We start from the raw sequence: 19,183 nt of genomic DNA on the forward strand, positions 1-19,183 counted from the left end.
TTGGATGATGGAAAAACGTATTCTTGGAAAGGGCGGACTGGAAGTCTCCGCTATCGGCCTCGGCTGCATGGGCCTGAGCTTTGGGCTTGGACCGGCAACTGAGCGCAACGAAGCCCTGCAGGTTATCCGGTCAGCCGTCGAACGCGGTGTCACGCTGTTCGACACGGCCGAGGGCTATGGCCCATTCATCAACGAAGACCTCGTCGGAGAGGCGTTGCAGCCGGTCCGGGACCAGGTGCGGGTGTGCACGAAGTTCGGCTTCGCGATCAACGAAAAGGGTGACTTGACAGGACTCGACAGCCGACCCTCGCGCATTCGCGGGATGGTCGACGCGTCCCTGAAGCGCCTGCGCACTGATCATATCGACCTCCTTTACCAGCACCGCGTCGACCCGAATGTGCCGATGGAGGATGTCGCCGGCGCGGTCAAAGACCTGATCGCTGAAGGCAAGGTTCTGCATTTCGGCCTGTCCGAGGCTAGCGCGGAAAATATTCGCAAGGCGCACGCAGTGCAGCCGGTGACGGCGATCCAGGACCATTACTCCCTCTGGATGCGCGAGCCTGAACAGACGAAGTTTGCGGTCTGCGAGGAGTTGGGCATCGGCCTGGTTGCCTGGGGCCCGCTTGGTCAGGGGTTCCTGACCGGCAAGATTACGCGCGGTATGAAGTTCGACGATGCAAACGACCTGCGCAAGGATTTCCCGCGCTTCACGCCCGAAGCGATGGAAGCGAACTTCAAGGTCGTCGATTTCCTGAAGGACCTGGCTGCTCGTAAAGCTAGCACCCCGGCCCAGATTGCGCTTGCCTGGCTGCTCGCGCAGAAGCCCTGGATTGTGCCTATCCCCGGCGGCACGAAGATCGAGCATCTTGACGACAACCTGCCGGCAGCCGACCTCCTCCTGACGCCAGGCGATCTGCGCGAGATCGACAACGCCTTTGCCACCATCGACATCAAGGGCGCGCCGCTCTCAGCCACGTTGAACGCGGCAATCGACCGCTAAACCGGAAAGGGACGAAACGATGCAGAAACGTATTCTTGGAAAGAACGGACCGGAAGTTTCCGCGCTTGGCCTCGGCTGCATGGGGCTGAGCTATGCCTATGGGCCCGCACCGGAGAAAGCCGACGCGATCAAACTCATCCGGTCCGCCTTCGAGCAAGGCGTGACCTTCTTCGATACCGCCGAAGCGTACGCGCAGGGCGCGAATGAGGAACTGCTGGGCGAGGCTCTCGAGCCGTTCCGCGATCAGGTTGTGATCGCGACCAAGTTCGGTTTCGAAGGCGGCGACGTTCAGAAGGGCGTCAATAGCAAGCCGGACAACATTCGCGCGGTGACGGAGGCCGCACTCAAGCGACTGCGCACGGATCGCATCGACCTGCTCTATCAGCATCGGGTCGATCCTGACGTGCCGATGGAAGATGTCGCCGGCGCGGTCAAAGACCTGATTCAACAGGGCAAGGTCAAGCATTTCGGCATGTCGGAAGCGGGCGTTCAGTCGATCCGCCGTGCGCATGCCGTGCAACCGGTCGCCGCGCTGCAAAGCGAATATTCATTGTGGTGGCGCGAACCGGAGAAAGAGATCCTGCCGCTGCTTGAAGAGCTCGGCATCGGCTTCGTGCCGTTCAGCCCGCTCGGCAAGGGCTTTCTAACTGGCGCGATTGACGCAAGCACCGGCTTCGACAAATCCGACTTCCGCAATGTCGTGCCGCGCTTCTCTGAAGAGAACCGCAAGGCCAACCAGGCGCTGGTCGACGTGCTCAAGCAGATTGCCACGAGTCTGAGCGCGACGCCGGCGCAAGTCGCGCTCGCGTGGCTACGTGCGCAAAGGCCGTGGATCGCGCCGATTCCCGGCACGACGAAGCTGCATCGACTAAAAGAAAACGTCGGCGGAGCTGCGATCGAACTGACGGCCGGCAACCTCAGCGACATCGACGCCCAGCTCGCAAACATCCCCGTGCAAGGCGACCGCTACCCCGCTCATCTGCAGGCGCGCGTCGGTAAATAACTCCCATCTACGCAACGCGCTGGTTGGCGCAGGGAAGGACCATCATGTCAGAAAACATCGCAGGCAAGGTTATCGTCATCACAGGCGCTAGCAGCGGGCTCGGTGAGGCCGCTGTTCGTCGCCTGGCTGCAGACGGCGCGAAGCTGATCCTCGGCGCTCGCCGTGTCGATCGCCTCAAGGCTCTCGCCGCCGAGCTCAATCTTCCCGCCGACGCGGCAGTCGAGACGGACGTCACCGATGCCCAACAGGTCAAGGCGCTAGTCGATGGCGCCGTTGCGAAGCACGGCCGCATCGACGTGCTCGTCAACAACGCAGGCCTGATGCCGCACTCGCCTCTGGAGCGCGGAAAGATCGATGATTGGGACCGGATGATCGACGTCAACATCAAGGGCGTCCTGTACGGCATCGCCGCCGCGCTTCCCCATATGACGCGTCAAAGGAGCGGCCACATCATTAACGTGTCGTCGGTCGCGGGCCATAAGGTCGGCAAGAACAACGCGGTGTATTGCGCCACGAAGACTGCCGTGCGCGTGCTCTCCGAGGGGCTGCGTCAGGAGGTGAAGCCCTATAACATCCGCACGACGATCATTTCACCGGGCGCGGTGCAGTCCGAACTGCCGCAGAGCGTCACCGAAGCGGACGTAGCCGCAGGCATCGCCGACTTTTACGAGAAATTCGCGATCCCCGCCGACAGCTTCGCCCGCATGGTGGCCTTCGCGATCCAGCAACCCGAGGACGTGGATGTGAACGAAATCCTGTTCCGGCCAACGGCCCAAGAACTGTAAAGCGGATGAGGGACGACCTCGAATGACAAGAATCCTGATCCTCGGCGCCAACGGCCAGTTGGCGCGCAATACGACAAGGGTGCTGCTCGAGACGACTGACGCCACGTTGACGCTGTTTCTGCGTCGGGCGAGCAGGCTTGCGAATCCCGATACGGGAAGGTGCAGAATCGTCGAAGGAGATGTGCTCGATCAGGCGGCGCTGCGAGGGGCGATGCAAGGGCCGGATGTCGTCTATGCAAACCTGGCCGGCGACCTGGCCCGCCAAGCGCGGACCATCATCGACGCGATGTATGAAACCGGCCTTCGTCGGCTGATCTTCATTAGCTCGATGGGTATCCATCGCGAAGTGCCAGGCGAGAAATACCGGAGCATTCTCGATCCGTATCGCGACTCCGCAGCGGCAATCGAGGCGTCCGATCTCGACTATACGATCCTGCGACCTGGCTGGTTCACACACGACCCCGCAGGGCCCTACAGCATTACGCGCAAGAGCGAACCGTTTCAGGGTCACGACATATCGCTCGACAGCCTTGCGGGGCTGATCGCGCAGATTGCGACCACGCCTGATCTCTATGTTCGCGAGAGCATTGGCGTCAGCGATCGGTGAATCGGAAAACATGGAAGGAAATCATGCAAGAAGTTATCGTTGTTATCGGCCCGGGATCAATCGGGCAGGCCATAGCGCGTCGGGTGGGCGCTGGAAGGCATCTGCTGCTTGCGGATCTGCGTCAGGAGAATGCCGATGCAGCCGCCAGTACGCTCAGCGAAGCGGGTTTCGATGTCACGACGGCAGTCGTTGACGTTTCGTCGCGCGCGTCGGTCGAAGCGCTCGCTGCGAAAGCGACGTCGCTGGGAACAGTCCACGGCCTCATCCACGCGGCCGGCGTCTCGCCGTCACAGGCTTCGCCGGAGATGATCCTGAAAGTCGATCTATACGGCACGGCGCTGGTCCTCAAGGAATTCGGCGAAGTGATTGCCGAAGGTGGCTCGGCAGTTGTCATTGCGTCGCAGTCAGGCCATCGTCTGCCGCCACTCACGTCGGACCAGAGCAAAGCGCTCGCGACGACGCCCGTCGAAGATCTGCTAAAGCTGCCGATGCTTCAACTGGATCAAGTGAAAGATGCGCTACACGCCTATCAGTTGTCCAAGCGGGGAAACTCCCTACGCGTCATGTATGAAGCTATCCGTTGGGGTGAGCGCGGCGCACGCGTCAATACCATTAGTCCGGGCATCATCATCACACCGCTGGCGAAGGACGAACTGTCGGGGCCGCGCGGCGCCGGCTATCGACGGATGATCGACGGCTGCCCGGCGAAGCGGGCCGGCACGGCGGACGAAGTTGCGAACGTGGCGGCGCTGCTGATGGGACCTGATGGTTCCTTCATTACTGGCAGTGACTTTCTGATGGATGGGGGCGTTACCGCTTCCTACTGGTTTGGATCGCTTGCGCCGCAGTAGCGAGTCGGGGGGCGGTTCCTACGTCGAAAGCGGCCATTGCAGCCTCGCAGCCCCGACGGCCGAGTTGGTACCGGCCTCTCGACGCGGGAAAGGTCACCTGTTCGATAATCGACCGGTTGAATCCTCAGGCTGGAAGCTGACACCCGTTCATCCGAAAAGTCGTTGTCAAGCAAGCCCGCGCGACTTGCACATTAATACCCATTCCATGGTCCCCGAACTAGGTCGTCATCTTGCCCGACTTTGACGCGGTTGCGTCGTGCGCGATCTGTGAGAGTCGCTTTTCGCCAAACAGTTGAAGCAACGTATTTTCTGCTGAACACAAGGCCTCATTGATGAGCCGATTTACCGCCGCCTCTACCGGACAATTGCGATTGTCGTCAGCCGGGCCGACCGCGAACAATGCGGTGTGCGCGATGGCCACGTAAACGTCTCGCACCGTAAGAGCATTGAGGTCGCATGCGAGTGCCCAACCTCCGCCTGGACCGCCTGTAGACCTTGCATATCCAGCTTCGCGTAGCGCAGCCATTGTGCGGCGAACGACGACGGGGTTCGTATGCAGCATCTGCGCGATCGTCTCCGAAGTGGTCGCGCCGCCGCGAAGATGCATGTGGATGAGTACGTGCAGAAGTCGAGCCAGCCGGGTATCACGTTGCATAACTTTGAAAATGTGGAAATGAGTAACTTTAGATGTTACGATATGTAGAGATTCTTGTGTACAACTGTCTCTTCGAGCAAGCATGAGTGCATACCGTCAAACCTATATTGAAACCAACGGCATCCGCCTGCACGTCGCAGAACAGGGCGATGGTCCATTAGTGTTGCTTTGTCACGGCTTTCCCGAGACCTCGCATGCCTGGCGGCACCAACTGGGGGCACTTGCGCGCGCCGGCTTCCGCGCAGTTGCCCCAGATTTGCGTGGCTACGGATCAAGCGAATGTCCAGCGGCGATCGGACAGTACACAACCTTGGACGTTGTCGCTGACCTGGTTGCGCTTGTTGATGTGCTCGGAGAACGCGACGCAGTCGTCGTGGGAAATGATTGGGGCGCAACCATTGCCTGGCAGGCTGCGATGCTTCGGCCCGACCGCTTTCGCGCGGTCGCTGCGCTCGGTGTGCCAATGATGGGCCGCGCGCCGATGGCGCCGAGTCGGCTTTTTCCGAAGACCGATCAAACGTGGTTCTACACACATTACTTTTCCCAACCAGGGTTGGCCGAAACAGAACTTGAGCGTGACGTTGCGGCCACATTGCGCAAGATCTATTTTTCTGCATCGGGCGATGTAGGTGTCCGCGACGCGAATACACCTAATCCTTTTGGACTTCTGCTACGGAGTGGCGGGCTCCTTGACTCTCTGAATGATCCGTCCTCGTTGCCCGCGTGGCTCGCGCCCGCCGACCTGGACAGATTCGTTCAGGCATTCAGCGTTTCTGGCTTTCGCGGCGGATTGAACTACTATCGCAACCTAGACCGCAACTGGGAAGTGCAAGCCGCTTTCGAGGGCCTGTTGATCGAGGTTCCCGCCCTATACCTTGTTGGCGAGCGAGACACGGGTCTGGCAATTCCAGGCATGCACGACATCATCGGCGCCATGCCCCAGATCGTGCCAAACCTGCGCGCCTCTCGAGTGGTTCCGCGAGCAGGGCACTGGCTACAGCAAGAGGCGCCGGATTTCGTTAACTCCGCATTGATTGCGTTTCTTCGCGAGCTTTGATTCACTCCGGCGTGGTCTGACGGTTCAACTACGGTTAGCGGACATTCCGCGCTCAGGAGGGTATGTCGGAGAAGGGTCGGGCCGCGACCATGCGAGGAAGTGCAGACTTGGTCTCCCTTCAGACGTGTGAGACGACGCGCTCGAATTGGCGGAGCAAGCTGAAGTATGACAACCCGATAGCCGGCGAGCGGGCGCTTGCCGGCCAGTGCGAAGCGGCCATTAGGGGTTTATATGCCATGCCCCCGTTTTGGCAAATTCTCCGTCAGAAGCGCAAGATCTATGGATAGAAGGTTTCGCCACGGTTCAGCATGTTGACGAATTCCTCGATTTTACGCGCCCTTGTTTCTGGTTTTTTGGCATTCTGTATCCGAAACAGGATGGCATAGCGGTTACGGCTGTTCAGTGTTGCAAAAAACTTCTTGGCTTCCGGATTTGCGTCCAAAGCCACCTGCAGGTCGTCCGGCACTATCGAGTTACTGGCCGACGTATAAGCAGCCTTCCAGCGGCCGTCCTTCCTAGCTTTCTCGATTTCGCACATGCCGGGCGGGCGCATTCTGCCTGCGGCGATCAGCGCTTCTGCCCTGTCTTTGTTAAGTTTGGACCAGATGCTTTTTGCGGAGCGTGGGGTGAAGCGTTGTAACCAGTGTTTCTCGCTCTCAGCCTGCTTTTGACCATCAATCCAGCCATAGCAGAGGGCGCTTTCCAACGCCTGTTCGTAGGTTACGGTTCGCTGCTCGGTGCCTTTTTTCGCTAGACGCAGCCATGCTCCCGTCGAAGTGCTGCCGTTTTGCCCTAACCAACTTTCCCATTCGGTCTGGCTGGTAAATGTTAGAGCGCATTCGGTCATGTCACTATCCTGAATGGTTGAGTACATGTGCGGGGAAGGCGTCCGCAGTCTAACAGTGTGTTTATACGGACATCAACGTCCGTGGTGCGACCAAAGACCGGTCGCTCGGTAGCCACTAGTCCGTCGGCTGGTTTGGGTCGGCTACGGAAGTTGGCCGTCGAGTCGGCAACGCACGATCGGCACCCACGCTTCGAGCCTCCGAGTTCGGCCAGTTCCAGGCAGTCGATGTGCCAGTATTGGCCGCCCGAAGCCGGCGAGGGGCGGTCACTGGCATAGAATGCTGGAACATTGATGACTATTGCCAGTGGCAACAGGTTCCGATGGTTTACAGCAAGGAATTTTTCGCGCTCCAGATCGAGGCTGCGAAGGCGGTTGCGGCTCTTGCCGGACTGCCCATCGGCCGGGCTTTGCTCGACTACACGAATCTCTACATTCGCTTCGGGCTAGGCAGGGATTTCAATCACAGCCACCCGATTTGGCGTCGCTACGTCGACGGCGTGACCCGCTCATCGGATGTTTGCGACTGGACCTATCGCTTCTATCTCGCGCAAGGCGAAGACTTATGGCCCGCCGCGACGTCCGCCTGTTTTTCGTATGCGATGCAAGGCGAGGAACACGTGCGAATTCATTTCCGAAACGCGGAGCCGGCCACCACATCGCCTTTGAGCGGTGAGCGCCTGCCTGCACGGCTTGGTGAGCTTCGGTCAATTTTCGGTAACGTCAGGCGCGCCGGGAACAATGTGAAGGGTGTAGTCGGCACCTCGTGGCTCTATAACCTTCCTGCGTATCAGCGGTGCTTTCCCGCGTCGTACATCGCCAGCGCCAGGGTCGCAGAACCGAGGTATCGCCACGTATCGCTATGGGGGCAGTTTCTCGACCGCAACGGCTCGCTTAGACACGGCGTTGTACAGGATTTCAAGAGCCGGCTCGAGCGGCTTACCGGCCTTGGAGACCTGGCGCTGGCCTTCCCGCTGCAGGCGCTCGCCGTAGAAGCCCCGATCGCGGATTTTTACAGGTTTTACGGCATATCGGCCGATGGCCGGCGAACGTCCGCATGACCGCAACGGAATGGAAGCGGCCGCTATCCTGACGTCTGTCGAATGGACGGAACCGGGTCGACAAGCGACCTTGGTTCCCCTCTCCCCTCCACATAGCGGCAAAGAACCCAGAGAAGGCCGCCGTCAGGCGGCCTGGCACCACGATGCGCGCAGCAGGCGATTACGGGCAACTGCCGACCACATAGTAGCCGGCAGCCGTCTGCGCGAGCGTATTCGTGTAGAACACGTTATCGAGGCCCATGCTCTGGTTCGAGCCGTTGGCATACGCGATGCCGCCGCTATCGTGCGCGCGCCCGGCAACGACGTGGGCGTAGTTGCTGGCCGTCGTGGCCGTGCAGGTGAAGCTCGATTGCGTCGTGGCCGCGATCGCGGTTGATCTGGCGCTTTCTCCGGAGGCGGGATCGATTTCCGTGACCGCGTAGCTGTAGCTGGTGCCTGCGATCAGGCCCGAATCGGTATAGCTTGTCGATGTCGACGAGCCAACCTGCGTGCCGTTGCGGTAAATGTTGTAGCCGCTTGCGTTGGTGACCGGATTCCAGGACAGGGATATCGAGGTCTGCGTCGTGCCGGTGACGGCAAGCCCGGTCGGCGGCGTGCCCGGTTGCACGGGGCCGGCGCCGGCGCGCAGGTTGTTCACGACCCAGTAGTCCATCAGGAACACCGGGTAGTTGATGTGCGAGGCGTCCACGTAGTTGGTATTGTCGCCGCCGGTGCCGGCCGGCCAGGCGTGGGCCATGCCGGATACCGTGATTTCATGCGTACGCACCTTGCCGTTGCTGTCGGTGTAGGGCGTATTGGTGCCGCCGCCGGTAATCGAGACCGCGGTTCCCCGCGTGAACGTGCCGCCGTAGATCTGGCGGAACGCCGCCGTGTCGAGCGGGCCATAGGCCTGCGCCACCGTGTAGTCCGACGTGCCCCAGACCGCGCCGGCAATCTGCGTGGTGAACTTGCCGGCGTTGGTGCCGGCCCATGACTTGCATTGGTTGGCCGCCGTCGTGGCCGTATAGCCGGACGGGACAAAGCCGATCTGCGCGGTCGTGGTGCCCGGCGGCGGACCTGCGTTGATGCCCACGCCCGCGAACATATCCGGCGCAATGCAGCCCAGCACCATCGTCATGCCGCCGCCCGATGACAGGCCGGCCACGTAGACCTGGTTGGGGTCGATCGCATATTGCGCATTGCCGACAAAGCGATTGACGAGATCCAGCAGGACGCCGACATGGCCCGAGGTGCGGCTCGGCGCGGTATTCGCGTAATCCCAGCAATGGTTGCTGTAGACATTGCCGGTCGCGTTCGGAGCGAGGATGACCGCCCCATATTGGTCGGCAATCGTTTTCCAGTTGAAACCACCGCCGTTGGCATTGTCGACGACATCGCCGGTGGCCGTCTGCTGGCAGCCGTGCAGGACCAGCACCAGCGCGCGCTTGCCATTCGGCGTGGTCGGCTGGCTGGCGGGCCAATAGAAATAGCCGGTCAGGCTGCCGCCATTGACCGTGTCCGCAGCCCAGGTCTGCTGGCCGCTCCACGCGCCAGGCCCGGCCGTGGCGGCGTGCGCCGAAAATGCGTACAGCGTGGCCAGGAGCATTGCGGCCAGCATGCGCAACCATTGACGTTCCATGCAGGATTTCATTGTTTCCAGTCTCCTTTCTGTGTTTTCTTCAGCTACCTTGCGCCACGCGGCGCGACCGGCGGAAAACGGGCAGGACTTCGCCCCGGATGCCGTCGGGCAAAGCTTCCGGAACTACGGTATTGGCCTTGAAACGGGACTACGGAAAACCTGCGGCAGGAACCGGGGGGCTACGCGCGCGGATTGTCGCTATGCGATGTGGTCGGACTGGCGGCCGGGCGCGGCCTGGCTGGCCTGACTAACATGAGACATGATTCATGTTTCATGGTAGGAGGCGGAGAAGAGGGTTTCAACTAGTGGCTTACCCTAGTGAGACGGCGTTGCAGAACGTTGCCTCGCGGCATCGGCCGTCAAGGCCGCGGCACCGTGTCAGGCGGTACCGCGGCGTGGGGAGCCGGGGGTGTTGCGGTTGCATCAGACGTTGGCGCCTTCGGTGAAGACGTCGAGCTTGCCGGAGCGTGCGCCATCGGTGTAGGCATCGAAGCTGCGGGCCGGAGAGGCCGAGACACCCGAGCGATCCAGGCCAGCAACCAGGGCGCCCTCGGTGAAGACATCGAGCTTGCCGGTGCGTGCGCCATCGGTGTAGGCATCGAAGCTGCGGGCCGGAGAGGCCGAGACACCCGAGCGATCCAGGCCGGCAACCAGGGCGCCCTCGGTGAAGACGTCGAGCTTGCCGGTGCGTGCGCCATCGGTGTAGGCATCGAAGCTGCGGGCCGGAGAGGCCGAGACACCCGAGCGATCCAGGCCGGCAACCAGGGCGCCCTCGGTGAAGACGTCGAGTTTGCCGGTGCGTGCGCCATCGGTGTAGGCATCGAAGCTGCGGGCCGGAGAGGCCGAGACACTCGAGCGATCCAGGCCGGCAACCAGGGCGCCTTCGGTGAAGACGTCGAGCTTGCCGGAGCGTGCGCCGTCGGTGAAGGTGTCGTGGGTGCGGAACTCGTAGCCATACTTGTCGCCGGGGAGCAGGTCCCTAGCGGTGGCGGCGCTGGCGGCATGGGCGGCGCCGATGGCGGCGAACGACAGCACGAGGGTGGAAACGAGCTTGCGGGCGAAGGTCTTGGTCATGATGTTCTCCGGTATCTGGGAAATTCGTTGAATTTTGTTGATTGTTCGTTGGATCTGCCAGAACGTTGCTTTGCTGGTTTCTCTTTGCTGTGCGCCGTTCATGTAACGAACTATAGAAGAGCCATCGGAGCCTTGGACTCGCCTTATCCGGATAGATTGTTCAGTATTTTTGAATATTGGTGCGGAGCCTGGCTCGGCGAATCGAGCCGGGCCCGCATCCGGACAACGGCTATCGAGCGGCCAGTCCGGCCAGTATCGCCCCCAGTTGCGCTTCGCCCTCCTTGCTCAACGGCTGTAGCGGCGCGCGCGGGATGCCTGCCATGAAGCCGACAAGGTTCAGTCCGGCCTTCACGGTGGTGGGCAGGCCGCCTTTGAGAATGAACTGGAGCAGGGGCAGTTGCCGGTAGAAGACCTCGCGTGCCTGTACCAGGTCGCCGCGCGTGCAGGCTTCATACAGCCGGGCCGGCCATTCGGGGATCAGATTGGGCGCGGCGGTACACCAGCCCGCCGCGCCGGCGGCGAAGGCTTCCAGCGCCAGCGGATTGCTTCCGTTGAACAAGGGAATGCCGCCGTCAGAGAGCTGTTGCAGGCGGTGCATGCGCTGGATGTCTCCCGTGCTTTCCTTGACCATGGTTACGTTATCGATCTCGCTGAACAGCTTGAAGATCAACGCCGGCGGCATATCGATGCCGCTGGTCGCGGGATTGTTGTACACCATGATCGGCAGGCCCACGGCCTGCGCGATTTCGGCGTAGTGACGGAAGATCTCGGCATCCGACAGCTTCCAGTACGCCACCGGCATGACCATCACCGCGTCCGCGCCGGCCTGTTCCGCGAACTTCGCGCGCCGCACGGCGTTGCGCGTGGTCAGGTCGGAGATGCCCACGATCACCGGGAGCCGCCTGGCAACGTGCCGGATGGATGCCTCGGCCACTGCCTCCCATTCCGCGTCGGTGAGATAGGCGCTTTCGCCGGCGCTGCCGAGCGGTGCGATGGCGTGAGAGCCGTTCGCCACGAGGCGGTCGATGAGGCGCTTCAGGGTGGGGAGGTCCACGCTGCCGTCAGCGGGATTGAACGGCGTGATGGGATACGAAACGATGCCGTGGATCTTGTGGGTCATGATTGCCTGCTTTGTCTTGTCTGGAGGGGATGGGGGGGCGGCTTGCGGCGTCACGCAATGCAGTCCTGGTGCGCTTGCCGGGCCAGGGCCTTGCGTGCGTAGTAGGAGAACGAGGCCTGGTCGCGCTTGGCGGTCGAGATCCAGTCGTGCGCCTCGCGTGCCAGCGCCACCGGAATGGCCTTGATCGTCCCCGCAGCCATGGCGAGCAGTTGCATCCTGGCCGCGCGTTCGATCAGCACGGCGAGATTGCAGGCTTCCTCGATGGTCCTGCCGGTCACCAGCTGGCCGTGATGCGCGAGCAGGATGGCCCGCTTGTCGCCGAGGGCGCGCGAGATGATCTCCCCTTCCTCGTTGCCCACCGGGACCCCCGGCCATTCCGCGAGGAAGGCGCAATCGTCGTACAGCGGGCAGGTATCCATATGCGAGACCTGCAGCGGCGCCTCCAGCATCGACAGCGCGGCCACATGCAGCGGGTGCGTATGGATGATGCAGTTCACCTCGGGGCGCGCGCGGTAGACCCAGGTATGAAAGCGGTTTGCCGGGTTGGGCATGCCTTCTCCGCTGACCAGCTTGAGGTCCTGGTCCACGTGCACCAGGTTCGAGGCCGTGATCTCGTCGAAGCCGAGGCCGAAGCGCTGCGTGTAGTACGTGTCCCCGGATTCGGCGCGGGCGGTGATCTGGCCGGCCAGGCCGGAATCGTGCCCGGCGTCGAAGAGGATCCGGCACGTCAGCGCCAGCTTCTCCCGGGTGGACCATGCCGGGGCCTGGATGGCGCCTTGCATCTGCTGGTGGGCCAGGGCGACCAGCTGCGCTTTTGAAGTCGTAAGGGTGTCGGCCATTGAAGGCTCCAAGTCGTGGGTTCAACCATGCGGTAGCGGCGCAGAGCGCCGCCACCCTTGCGGTGCCAGTGGCGGATGGCAGGTGCCTTGCCTCTGCACAGGGAGCAATCCTAGAGTTGGGCTGGACCATTTGAAACATCCAGAATTAGAATTCCTGCTGGTCCAGATCGGGAAAGGGAAAAATGCTCAGGACATGGAAGCTCGCGCTATTGCCGGCGCAATCCGGCGACGATTCGCTTCATCTGCGGATCGTCCAGTCGGTCATCGAGGAGATCCGCCGCGGCCGCCTGGAGCCGGGCATGGCGCTGCCCGGCACGCGCGTCCTCGCAGGCGATCTGGGCGTGAACCGGAAGACCGTGGTGCTCGCCTACGAAGAACTCGAAGCGCAAGGCTGGCTCGAAACCCAGGAGAAACGCGGGACCTTCGTCTCCAGGCGGCTCCCCAAGCCGGATGCGGGCAGTGCCGACGAGGCCGCCTATGCCGGCTTTGCCTCGTCCGCCGGCAGCGAGGGCGAGGACCTGCTCCGGGCCACGCTGCCCCTGGCGGGCGCCGCGGGCACCGGGCGGATCGTCATTACCGACGGGGTTCCGGATACCCGCCTGATCCCTTTCGACCTGCTATCGCGGGCGTATCGCCATGCCTTGGTGGCGTCTGCCAGGGCGAACCGTCTCGGCTATGGCGACCCGCGCGGCGAGCCCGCGCTGAGAGCGGCGATTGCCGCCATGCTCCGGCTGGAGCGCGGCCTTAACGTGCGCGAGGAGAATATCTGCGTGGTGCGCGGCAGCCAGATGGGCATCTATCTCGCCGCCCGCCTGCTGACGCGTCCCGGTGACCGCGTGGCATTCGAAACACTGAGCTATCCGCCGGCGCGCGCGGCGTTCCGCTCGTGCGGCGCAACCGTGCTCGATATCGAGCAGGATGAGCACGGCCTGATCCCGGAAGCACTTGAGCGGGTGTGCCAGGCCACGCAGCTCAAGGCGGTCTTCACCACCCCGCATCACCAGTTCCCGACCACGGTGACGATGCCGGCGGACCGGCGGCTCAAGCTGCTGGCGCTGGCCAGGAAATATGGCTTCGTCGTGGTCGAGGACGACTACGACCATGAGTTCCATTTCTCCTCCAATCCGGTGTTTCCGCTGGCGAGCATGACCGGCACCGGTCATGTGCTGCTGATCGGCTCGCTCTCCAAAGTCCTGGCGCCGGGATTGCGCCTTGGCTACATCGTTGCCTCCGCGGGGTTCGTGGCGCAATGCGCCGCGGAAATCATGCTGATCGACCGGCAAGGCAATGCGCTGACCGAAATCGCGGTCACCGAACTGATGGAGTCGGGCGAACTGAAGCGGCACATCCGGCGCGCGCTCAAGATCTACGAGCAGCGGCGCGACCTCTGCGCATCGCTGGTACGCGGAGAACTCGGCGCCGACGCCAGCTTCCAGGTACCCATTGGCGGCCTCGCGCTCTGGCTGCATCTGCACGAAGGCATCGGCATACGGCGCTTCACCGAGGCGGCCAGCGCCGAAGGCGTCGATTGCCTGCCCGGCAGCGTCTATCTGAACGGCCCGGGAAATGTGGAGGGGTTCCGGCTGGGCTATGGCAACCTGGACGAGGCCGAACTCGGCACCGCCATCCGGCGGCTTGGGGCTGCACGGCGGAAGTGCCGCGGCTGATCCGGCCAGGTGGTTCTTGGATATTCACCGGGCTGGCACCAGCGGACGATGCGGAGCAAGCGGCGCCGATCCCTTCAGGCGGGCGATCAGGATGGCGCCCAGCAGGCCGACCACGGCGAGGGCGAACATGCCGGCGCGCGGGTCGCCGAACTGGCGCTCCATCAGCGTCTTCAGGTTCGGTGCGACAAAGCCGCCGAGATTTCCCAGCGAGTTGATCAGCGCAATGCCGCTGGCGGCAGCCGCGCCGCTGAGGAAGCTGGTGGGCATGGTCCAGAACAGCGGCTGCACGGCAACGAAGCCGGCCGCCGCAAAACAGAACGCCACCACGACCGGGACGATGCTGGATGCCAACGCCGAGGCGGCAATGCCGAGCGCGGCCATGGTCAGCATGCAAACCGCAAGGCGGCGATGCTGGCCGCTGGCGTCGGCGCGGCGCGTGACCAGGCGGGTCACCACCAGGGCGCAGATCCATGGCACCGCGGTCAGCATGCCCACGGTCAGTCCGATCTTGCCGTCCAGCAAGCCGGCAATGCGCGCCGGCAGGTAGAACACCACGCCGTAGACGCTCATCTGGATCGTGAAATACGCCAGGCAGAACTGCAGCACGCGCGGATTGCGCAGGGCCCCCAGGAAGCCATGCGGGCTCTGATCGCGCTTGCGCTCGTCTTCCGCCGCCAGCGCCGCCTGCAAGGCCTGTTTTTCGTCGGGGTGGAGCCAGCGCGCCTGGGCCGGCCGGTCGACCAGATAGAAATAGGCGAGGATGCCGACCGCGGAAGCCATCAGGCCTTCCACCACGAACAGCCATTGCCAGTTGCGCAGGCCGAACACGCCGTGGAACTCAAGCAGCCAGCCTGACAGCGGGCTGCCCAGCACCAGAGCCAGCGGCAGGCCAAAGTAGAACAGGCCGAGCGCCTGGCCGCGGCTCTGCGCGGGGAACCAGTAGGTCAGGTAGAGGATGATGCCGGGAAAGAAGCCGGCTTCGGCAATGCCAAGCAGGAAGCGCAGCACATAAAAGGTGGTGGCGTCATGCGCGAACATCATCGCGGCCGATACCACGCCCCATGTCACCATGATCCGGCACAGCCAGATACGCGCACCCAGCCGGTGGAGCATCAGGTTGCTGGGGACTTCAAAGCAGGCATAGCCAACGAAAAAGATGCTGGCGCCGAAGGCAAAGGCGGCATCGCTCAGCCCGGTGTCGGCCAGCAGTGCGTTCTTGGCAAAGCCGACGTTGGCGCGGTCGATAAACGCAAGGATATACATCAGGACCAGGAAGGGCAGCAGGCGTGCGCGGCTTTTCGTGATGGCGCGCGCAAGCAGGCCCTCGGCTGCATTCAGGGCAGTCATCGTTCTGTCTCCATTGTTTCTCCGCCGTGACTGCTCAGGTCAGGCGCGATTGTCGTAGGCCGGTCTGTCCGGCCCGATACCGAAAGAGGCTTGCGGAGCCCACGCGGCATGGCGTCGTCCGCATTCCCGCGTGAGCCGCGATTCTTCATGCGCGTGGCGTAAGTCCGGCGCGGCCTGGTTGCGCCATGCATGAGGGGGATGCGGGGCTTGTTGCTATCCACCCAGCCGCCACCGCCCGCGCTTACCCGATAATGTCGAACTCCCCGAAATACGCTTCGTTCAGCGTCAGCCCCAGCCCCGGCAGGTTGTCGTCGAGCTGCAGGTAGCCCTTGTCCGGCGCCGGCTCGCCCTTGAAGATGTAGTAGAACAACTCGTTGCCCACTTCCACGTCGTGCACCGGGAAGAACTCGGACATCGGCGACGCGGTCGAGGCCATGGTGAGGTGGTAGTTGTGCATCTGGCCCGCGTGCGGGATCACCGGCACCGACCACGCCTCGGCCATGGCGTTGATCTTCTGCGCGGCGGTGATGCCGCCGACCCGGTTGGTGTCGTACTGGATCACGTCCACCGCGCGGCGCTCCAGCAGGTCCTTGAAGCCGTAGGAGGTGAATTCGTGCTCGCCGCCGGAGATGGGGAAGGGGCTCATCTTCTTCAGCTCGGCGTAGCCTTCGATGTCGTCGGCGATGACCGGCTCTTCCAGCCAGCGCGGGTTGAACTCGGCCAGGCGCGGCAGCATGCGGCGCGCGTATTCGAGCGTCCAGCCCATATAGCACTCCAGCATGATGTCGACGTTGTCGCCCACCAGTTCGCGCAGCAGGCGCACCTGCTCGATATTCTTCTGCATGCCGGCGGCGCCGTCCTTGGGGCCGTAGCCGAAGCGCATCTTCATGGCGGTGAAGCCCTGGTCGAGATAGCGCCGGGCCTCGGCCAGGAAGGCGTCGCGGTCGTCGTTGTTATAGAGCTTGGAGGCGTAGCACCAGATCTTCTCCTTGGTGCGGCCGCCCAGCAGCTTGAACACCGGCTTGCCCACCGCCTTGCCCATCAGGTCCCACAGCGCGATGTCCACCGCCGAGATGGCGGCCATGCCGATGCCCTTGCGGCCCCAGGCATGGGTGCGGCGGTACATCTTCTGCCACAGGTATTCGTTGTCGAACGGGTCCTGGCCGATCACGATGGGGGCCAGGTACTGGTCCACGATCTCCTTGGCCACGCGCGGCGCGAGCGCGCAGTTGCCGATGCCGACCAGGCCGGTATCGGTCTGCACTTCCACCACCAGCCAGCCGTGGAAGCGGAAGGAGCCCATGGCGTCGCCCCGCTCGAACAGGATGTCGGTGGCGTTGGTGCAGAAGTGTGCCTGCGGGGGCACGGTCTTGCCCTTCCATTCGAAGACGCGGGCGCGGACGTTGGTGATTTTCAAGGTGTTCTCCGTCAATGATCGGGGTTGGCCTGGCGGCAAGCGCGTGCCGGGGCAGTGGGGCGCGCTTGCGGAAAAGAGAGAGGCAAAGCAGCGTGGTGTCAGTCGAGTTTCACGCCCAGCTCGCCGATGAGCTTGCCGTAGCGGGCAAACTCCGCGCGGGAGAAGGCATCGAACTGGGCCGAGCCGAGCGTGCCGGGCAGCGCGCCCACGTCGTTGAGGCGCCGCACGGTGTCGGGGTCCTTGAGGACAGTGGCCAGCGCCGCGCTCAGCTTCTGCAGCGTGGCGGGCGGCGTGCCGCCGGGCGCATAGACGCCGTACCAGGCGTTCATCTGGATGCCCGGCACGCCGGCTTCGGCCAGCGTGGGCACATCGGGCAGCAGCGCCGAGCGCCGGTCGGCGGTGACCGCCAGCGCGCGCAGCTTGCCGGACTTGATGAAGTTGATCACCGAAGGCATGGTCTCGAAGCTCATGTCGACCTGCCCGCCCATCAGGTCCACCAGCGCGCTGCTGCTGCTCTTGTACGGCACGTGCAGCAGCTTGCCGTGGATCTGTTGCGCAAAGGCCGCGCCGGCCAGGTGCTGGGTGCTGCCGACGCCGGAGGAGCTGTAGCGGAATTTGTCCGGGTTGGCCTGGATCTGCGCCACCAGCGCTTTCACGTCGCGCGCCGGCACCTGGTTGTTGACCACCAGCACATTGGGCACCGTTGCGACCAAGGCCACCGGGGCCAGGTCCTTGAGCGGATTGAACTGCAGCTTGAGCAGGTGCGGCGCGATGGCCTGCGAGGTGACCACGCCCATCAGCAGCGTGTTGCCGTCCGGCACCGCCTTGGCGGTGATGTCGGCGGCGATGGTGTTGGAGGCGCCCGGGCGGTTGTCCACCACGACCGCTTGCTTGAGGATGGCGGCCAGCTTCTCGGAGACGATGCGGGCCATCACGTCGGTGCCGCCGCCGGGGGCCGCGCCCACCATCAGCCGCACCGGGCGGGTGTCCTGCGCCTGGGCGCCGGGGGCGGCGGCGAATCCCATCAGGCCGGCGATCGCACCGGTCAGCCATCTTTTCATCGTTGTCTCCCACGTTGTTGTTGGCCTGCGCCGAAGCGCGGTCAGCCAGACTATAGGGTCGGGAGCGATACGTGACTACTGACGTTTTTTGAATGGGTGATTACTTGCAGGAATACTCTGGCGGATGCCGCGGGCACCCGTCCAGCCAGTTGCCGGGCTGGCCTACCCCGCGGCGGCGCCCGCGCGCAGCAAGCGGATCAATTCGCCGGCGGCGGCGGAGAGCGTGCCCCCGCGCCGGGTCACGATGCCGAAGGTCTGCTGCCTGGACTGCATCCGGACCGGCAAGATCCGCAGCATCCTTTGCCGGGCGAACAGCGCCGCCACGCTGGTCGGCAACAGGGAAACCAGCTTTGCGCTGCGCTGCAGCATGGCGGCGGTGACAAAGGTGGAGGAGGTCGTGATCGCATTGGGCGGCATGCCGAGGCCGGCCATGTCCAGTTCGCGCTGCAGCAGGGCGTGCATGGGCATCTGTCCGGGATAGACGATCCAGCGATAGCCGGCGAGGTCGGCAAACGTCATCTCCCTGGCACGGGGCGCGGCGTGGGCGTGGCCGACCACCACCGAGACCGGCTCGTCCCCGAGCGCCTCGTACTGGTACCTGGCCGGCTGGTCGCTGACCAAGGCGCGGCCGATGGCCAGGTCCAGGCGTCCGTCGTCCAGCAGCGCGAGCATGCGCAGGCTGGTGTCCTCGACGATCTCGATGGACAGGTTGGGTTGGGCTGTCTGCATGGCTTCCAGCGCCGGCACCAGCACTTCCGGCACCGCGCCCATGATGGAGCCGATCGCCAGGTGGCCGCCCTGGCCGGAGCGTATCTCGGCCATGTCCTGGCAGAGCGCGGTCAGGTCGGTCGCCATCAGGCGCGCGTAGCGGATCACGCAGTGGCCGAAGGGGTTGGGGCGCATGCCGGTCTTGGAACGCGCGAACAGCGGCGCATCCAGCATGGATTCCAGTTCCTGCAGCGACTTGCTGGCGGCGGACTGCGTCATGGCCATGGCCGATGCGGCCTGGTGCAGGGATTTATGGTCGTCCAGCGCGATCAGCAACTGCAGCTGCTTCATGCGCAGGCGCGACATCAGGACGTCCAGCGTGGCTTTCATGCGTACTCGCGGGAGGTGGGGGGATAGGGTGGTGAGTCGCAAAAGCGATCACGCGATGGAAAGGTTTCAATATACATCG

18 protein-coding genes are annotated in these 19,183 nt (G+C 63.4%); 8 read left to right on the forward strand and 10 right to left on the reverse strand.

From position 1 onward, the window contains the following. Positions 1-7 precede the first annotated feature (7 nt). From AC3FOF_RS03555 to AC3FOF_RS03575, 5 genes are read left to right on the forward strand one after another with little or no spacing between them, the layout of a single operon-like run. Positions 8-1,000 (forward strand): aldo/keto reductase, encoded by a 993-nt coding sequence (locus AC3FOF_RS03555; RefSeq protein ID WP_488725790.1) that lies wholly within the window; start codon positions 8-10, stop codon positions 998-1,000. Positions 1,001-1,019: 19 nt separating this feature from the next. Beyond that, positions 1,020-2,003, forward strand: coding sequence for an aldo/keto reductase (locus tag AC3FOF_RS03560; RefSeq protein WP_488725791.1), 984 nt, complete (start codon positions 1,020-1,022; stop codon positions 2,001-2,003). 44 nt (positions 2,004-2,047) lie between these two features. Then, positions 2,048-2,788, forward strand: a complete 741-nt coding sequence (locus AC3FOF_RS03565; RefSeq protein WP_488725792.1) for an SDR family oxidoreductase — start codon at positions 2,048-2,050, stop codon at positions 2,786-2,788. 22 nt (positions 2,789-2,810) lie between these two features. Continuing rightward, complete coding sequence (locus AC3FOF_RS03570) at positions 2,811-3,395, forward strand: NAD(P)H-binding protein (RefSeq protein ID WP_488725793.1); 585 nt, start codon at positions 2,811-2,813, stop codon at positions 3,393-3,395. 23 nt (positions 3,396-3,418) lie between these two features. Continuing rightward, positions 3,419-4,246 (forward strand): SDR family oxidoreductase, encoded by an 828-nt coding sequence (locus tag AC3FOF_RS03575; protein WP_488725794.1) that lies wholly within the window; start codon positions 3,419-3,421, stop codon positions 4,244-4,246. A gap of 217 nt (positions 4,247-4,463) precedes the next feature. Here AC3FOF_RS03575 and AC3FOF_RS03580 read toward each other — a convergent pair whose 3' ends face one another. Continuing rightward, positions 4,464-4,901, reverse strand: coding sequence for an Rrf2 family transcriptional regulator (locus tag AC3FOF_RS03580; RefSeq protein WP_488725795.1), 438 nt, complete (start codon positions 4,899-4,901; stop codon positions 4,464-4,466). Between the two features lie 82 nt (positions 4,902-4,983). On the opposite strand from AC3FOF_RS03580, the gene AC3FOF_RS03585 reads away from it, so the two are divergent. Continuing rightward, positions 4,984-5,958, forward strand: coding sequence for an alpha/beta fold hydrolase (locus AC3FOF_RS03585; protein WP_488725796.1), 975 nt, complete (start codon positions 4,984-4,986; stop codon positions 5,956-5,958). 277 nt (positions 5,959-6,235) lie between these two features. Here the strand turns inward: AC3FOF_RS03585 and AC3FOF_RS03590 are convergent, their stop codons facing one another. After that, complete coding sequence (locus AC3FOF_RS03590) at positions 6,236-6,805, reverse strand: YdeI/OmpD-associated family protein (RefSeq protein WP_276267730.1); 570 nt, start codon at positions 6,803-6,805, stop codon at positions 6,236-6,238. Between the two features lie 320 nt (positions 6,806-7,125). Between AC3FOF_RS03590 and AC3FOF_RS03595 the strand changes: the two genes are divergently transcribed. Further along, on the forward strand, positions 7,126-7,863 hold the full coding sequence (locus AC3FOF_RS03595) for a hypothetical protein (protein WP_488725797.1): 738 nt from the start codon (positions 7,126-7,128) through the stop codon (positions 7,861-7,863). Positions 7,864-8,023: 160 nt separating this feature from the next. On the opposite strand, the gene AC3FOF_RS03600 is transcribed toward AC3FOF_RS03595, so the two are convergent. The 4 genes from AC3FOF_RS03600 to AC3FOF_RS03615 form a co-directional block, all read right to left on the reverse strand. Then, entirely contained in the window at positions 8,024-9,481 is a 1,458-nt protein-coding gene (locus AC3FOF_RS03600; RefSeq protein ID WP_488725798.1) for an extracellular catalytic domain type 1 short-chain-length polyhydroxyalkanoate depolymerase, read from the reverse strand. A 423-nt stretch (positions 9,482-9,904) separates the two neighbouring features. Beyond that, positions 9,905-10,555, reverse strand: coding sequence for a copper resistance protein CopQ (locus AC3FOF_RS03605; protein WP_488725799.1), 651 nt, complete (start codon positions 10,553-10,555; stop codon positions 9,905-9,907). 229 nt (positions 10,556-10,784) lie between these two features. Beyond that, positions 10,785-11,675 carry a dihydrodipicolinate synthase family protein gene (locus AC3FOF_RS03610; protein ID WP_276268313.1) on the reverse strand — a complete coding sequence of 297 codons (891 nt, stop codon included), beginning with the start codon at positions 11,673-11,675 and terminating at the stop codon, positions 10,785-10,787. A 50-nt stretch (positions 11,676-11,725) separates the two neighbouring features. After that, positions 11,726-12,514: an aldolase gene (locus AC3FOF_RS03615; protein ID WP_017227260.1), complete on the reverse strand. Its 789-nt coding sequence runs from the start codon at positions 12,512-12,514 to the stop codon at positions 11,726-11,728. Positions 12,515-12,696: 182 nt separating this feature from the next. Here AC3FOF_RS03615 and pdxR point away from each other — a divergent pair, with 182 nt between their 5' ends. Then, positions 12,697-14,181: a MocR-like pyridoxine biosynthesis transcription factor PdxR gene (gene pdxR, locus AC3FOF_RS03620; RefSeq protein ID WP_276268312.1), complete on the forward strand. Its 1,485-nt coding sequence runs from the start codon at positions 12,697-12,699 to the stop codon at positions 14,179-14,181. Positions 14,182-14,205: 24 nt separating this feature from the next. On the opposite strand, the gene AC3FOF_RS03625 is transcribed toward pdxR, so the two are convergent. The 4 genes from AC3FOF_RS03625 to AC3FOF_RS03640 all read right to left on the reverse strand — a co-directional run bounded on the left by AC3FOF_RS03625 (position 14,206) and on the right by AC3FOF_RS03640 (position 19,104). Beyond that, positions 14,206-15,528 (reverse strand): MFS transporter, encoded by a 1,323-nt coding sequence (locus AC3FOF_RS03625; protein WP_488725800.1) that lies wholly within the window; start codon positions 15,526-15,528, stop codon positions 14,206-14,208. A 241-nt stretch (positions 15,529-15,769) separates the two neighbouring features. Further along, the gene (locus AC3FOF_RS03630) at positions 15,770-16,945 is read right to left on the reverse strand and encodes an L-rhamnonate dehydratase (protein WP_017227263.1); all 1,176 of its coding nucleotides are present in this window, start codon (positions 16,943-16,945) and stop codon (positions 15,770-15,772) included. 98 nt (positions 16,946-17,043) lie between these two features. After that, a complete protein-coding gene (locus tag AC3FOF_RS03635) occupies positions 17,044-18,006 on the reverse strand; it encodes a Bug family tripartite tricarboxylate transporter substrate binding protein (RefSeq protein ID WP_488725801.1) in 963 nt (320 codons plus the stop codon). A gap of 162 nt (positions 18,007-18,168) precedes the next feature. After that, positions 18,169-19,104, reverse strand: a complete 936-nt coding sequence (locus AC3FOF_RS03640; RefSeq protein ID WP_276268309.1) for a LysR family transcriptional regulator — start codon at positions 19,102-19,104, stop codon at positions 18,169-18,171. Positions 19,105-19,183 lie beyond the last annotated feature (79 nt).

This window comes from Cupriavidus sp. 96C5-1, assembly GCF_057798855.1.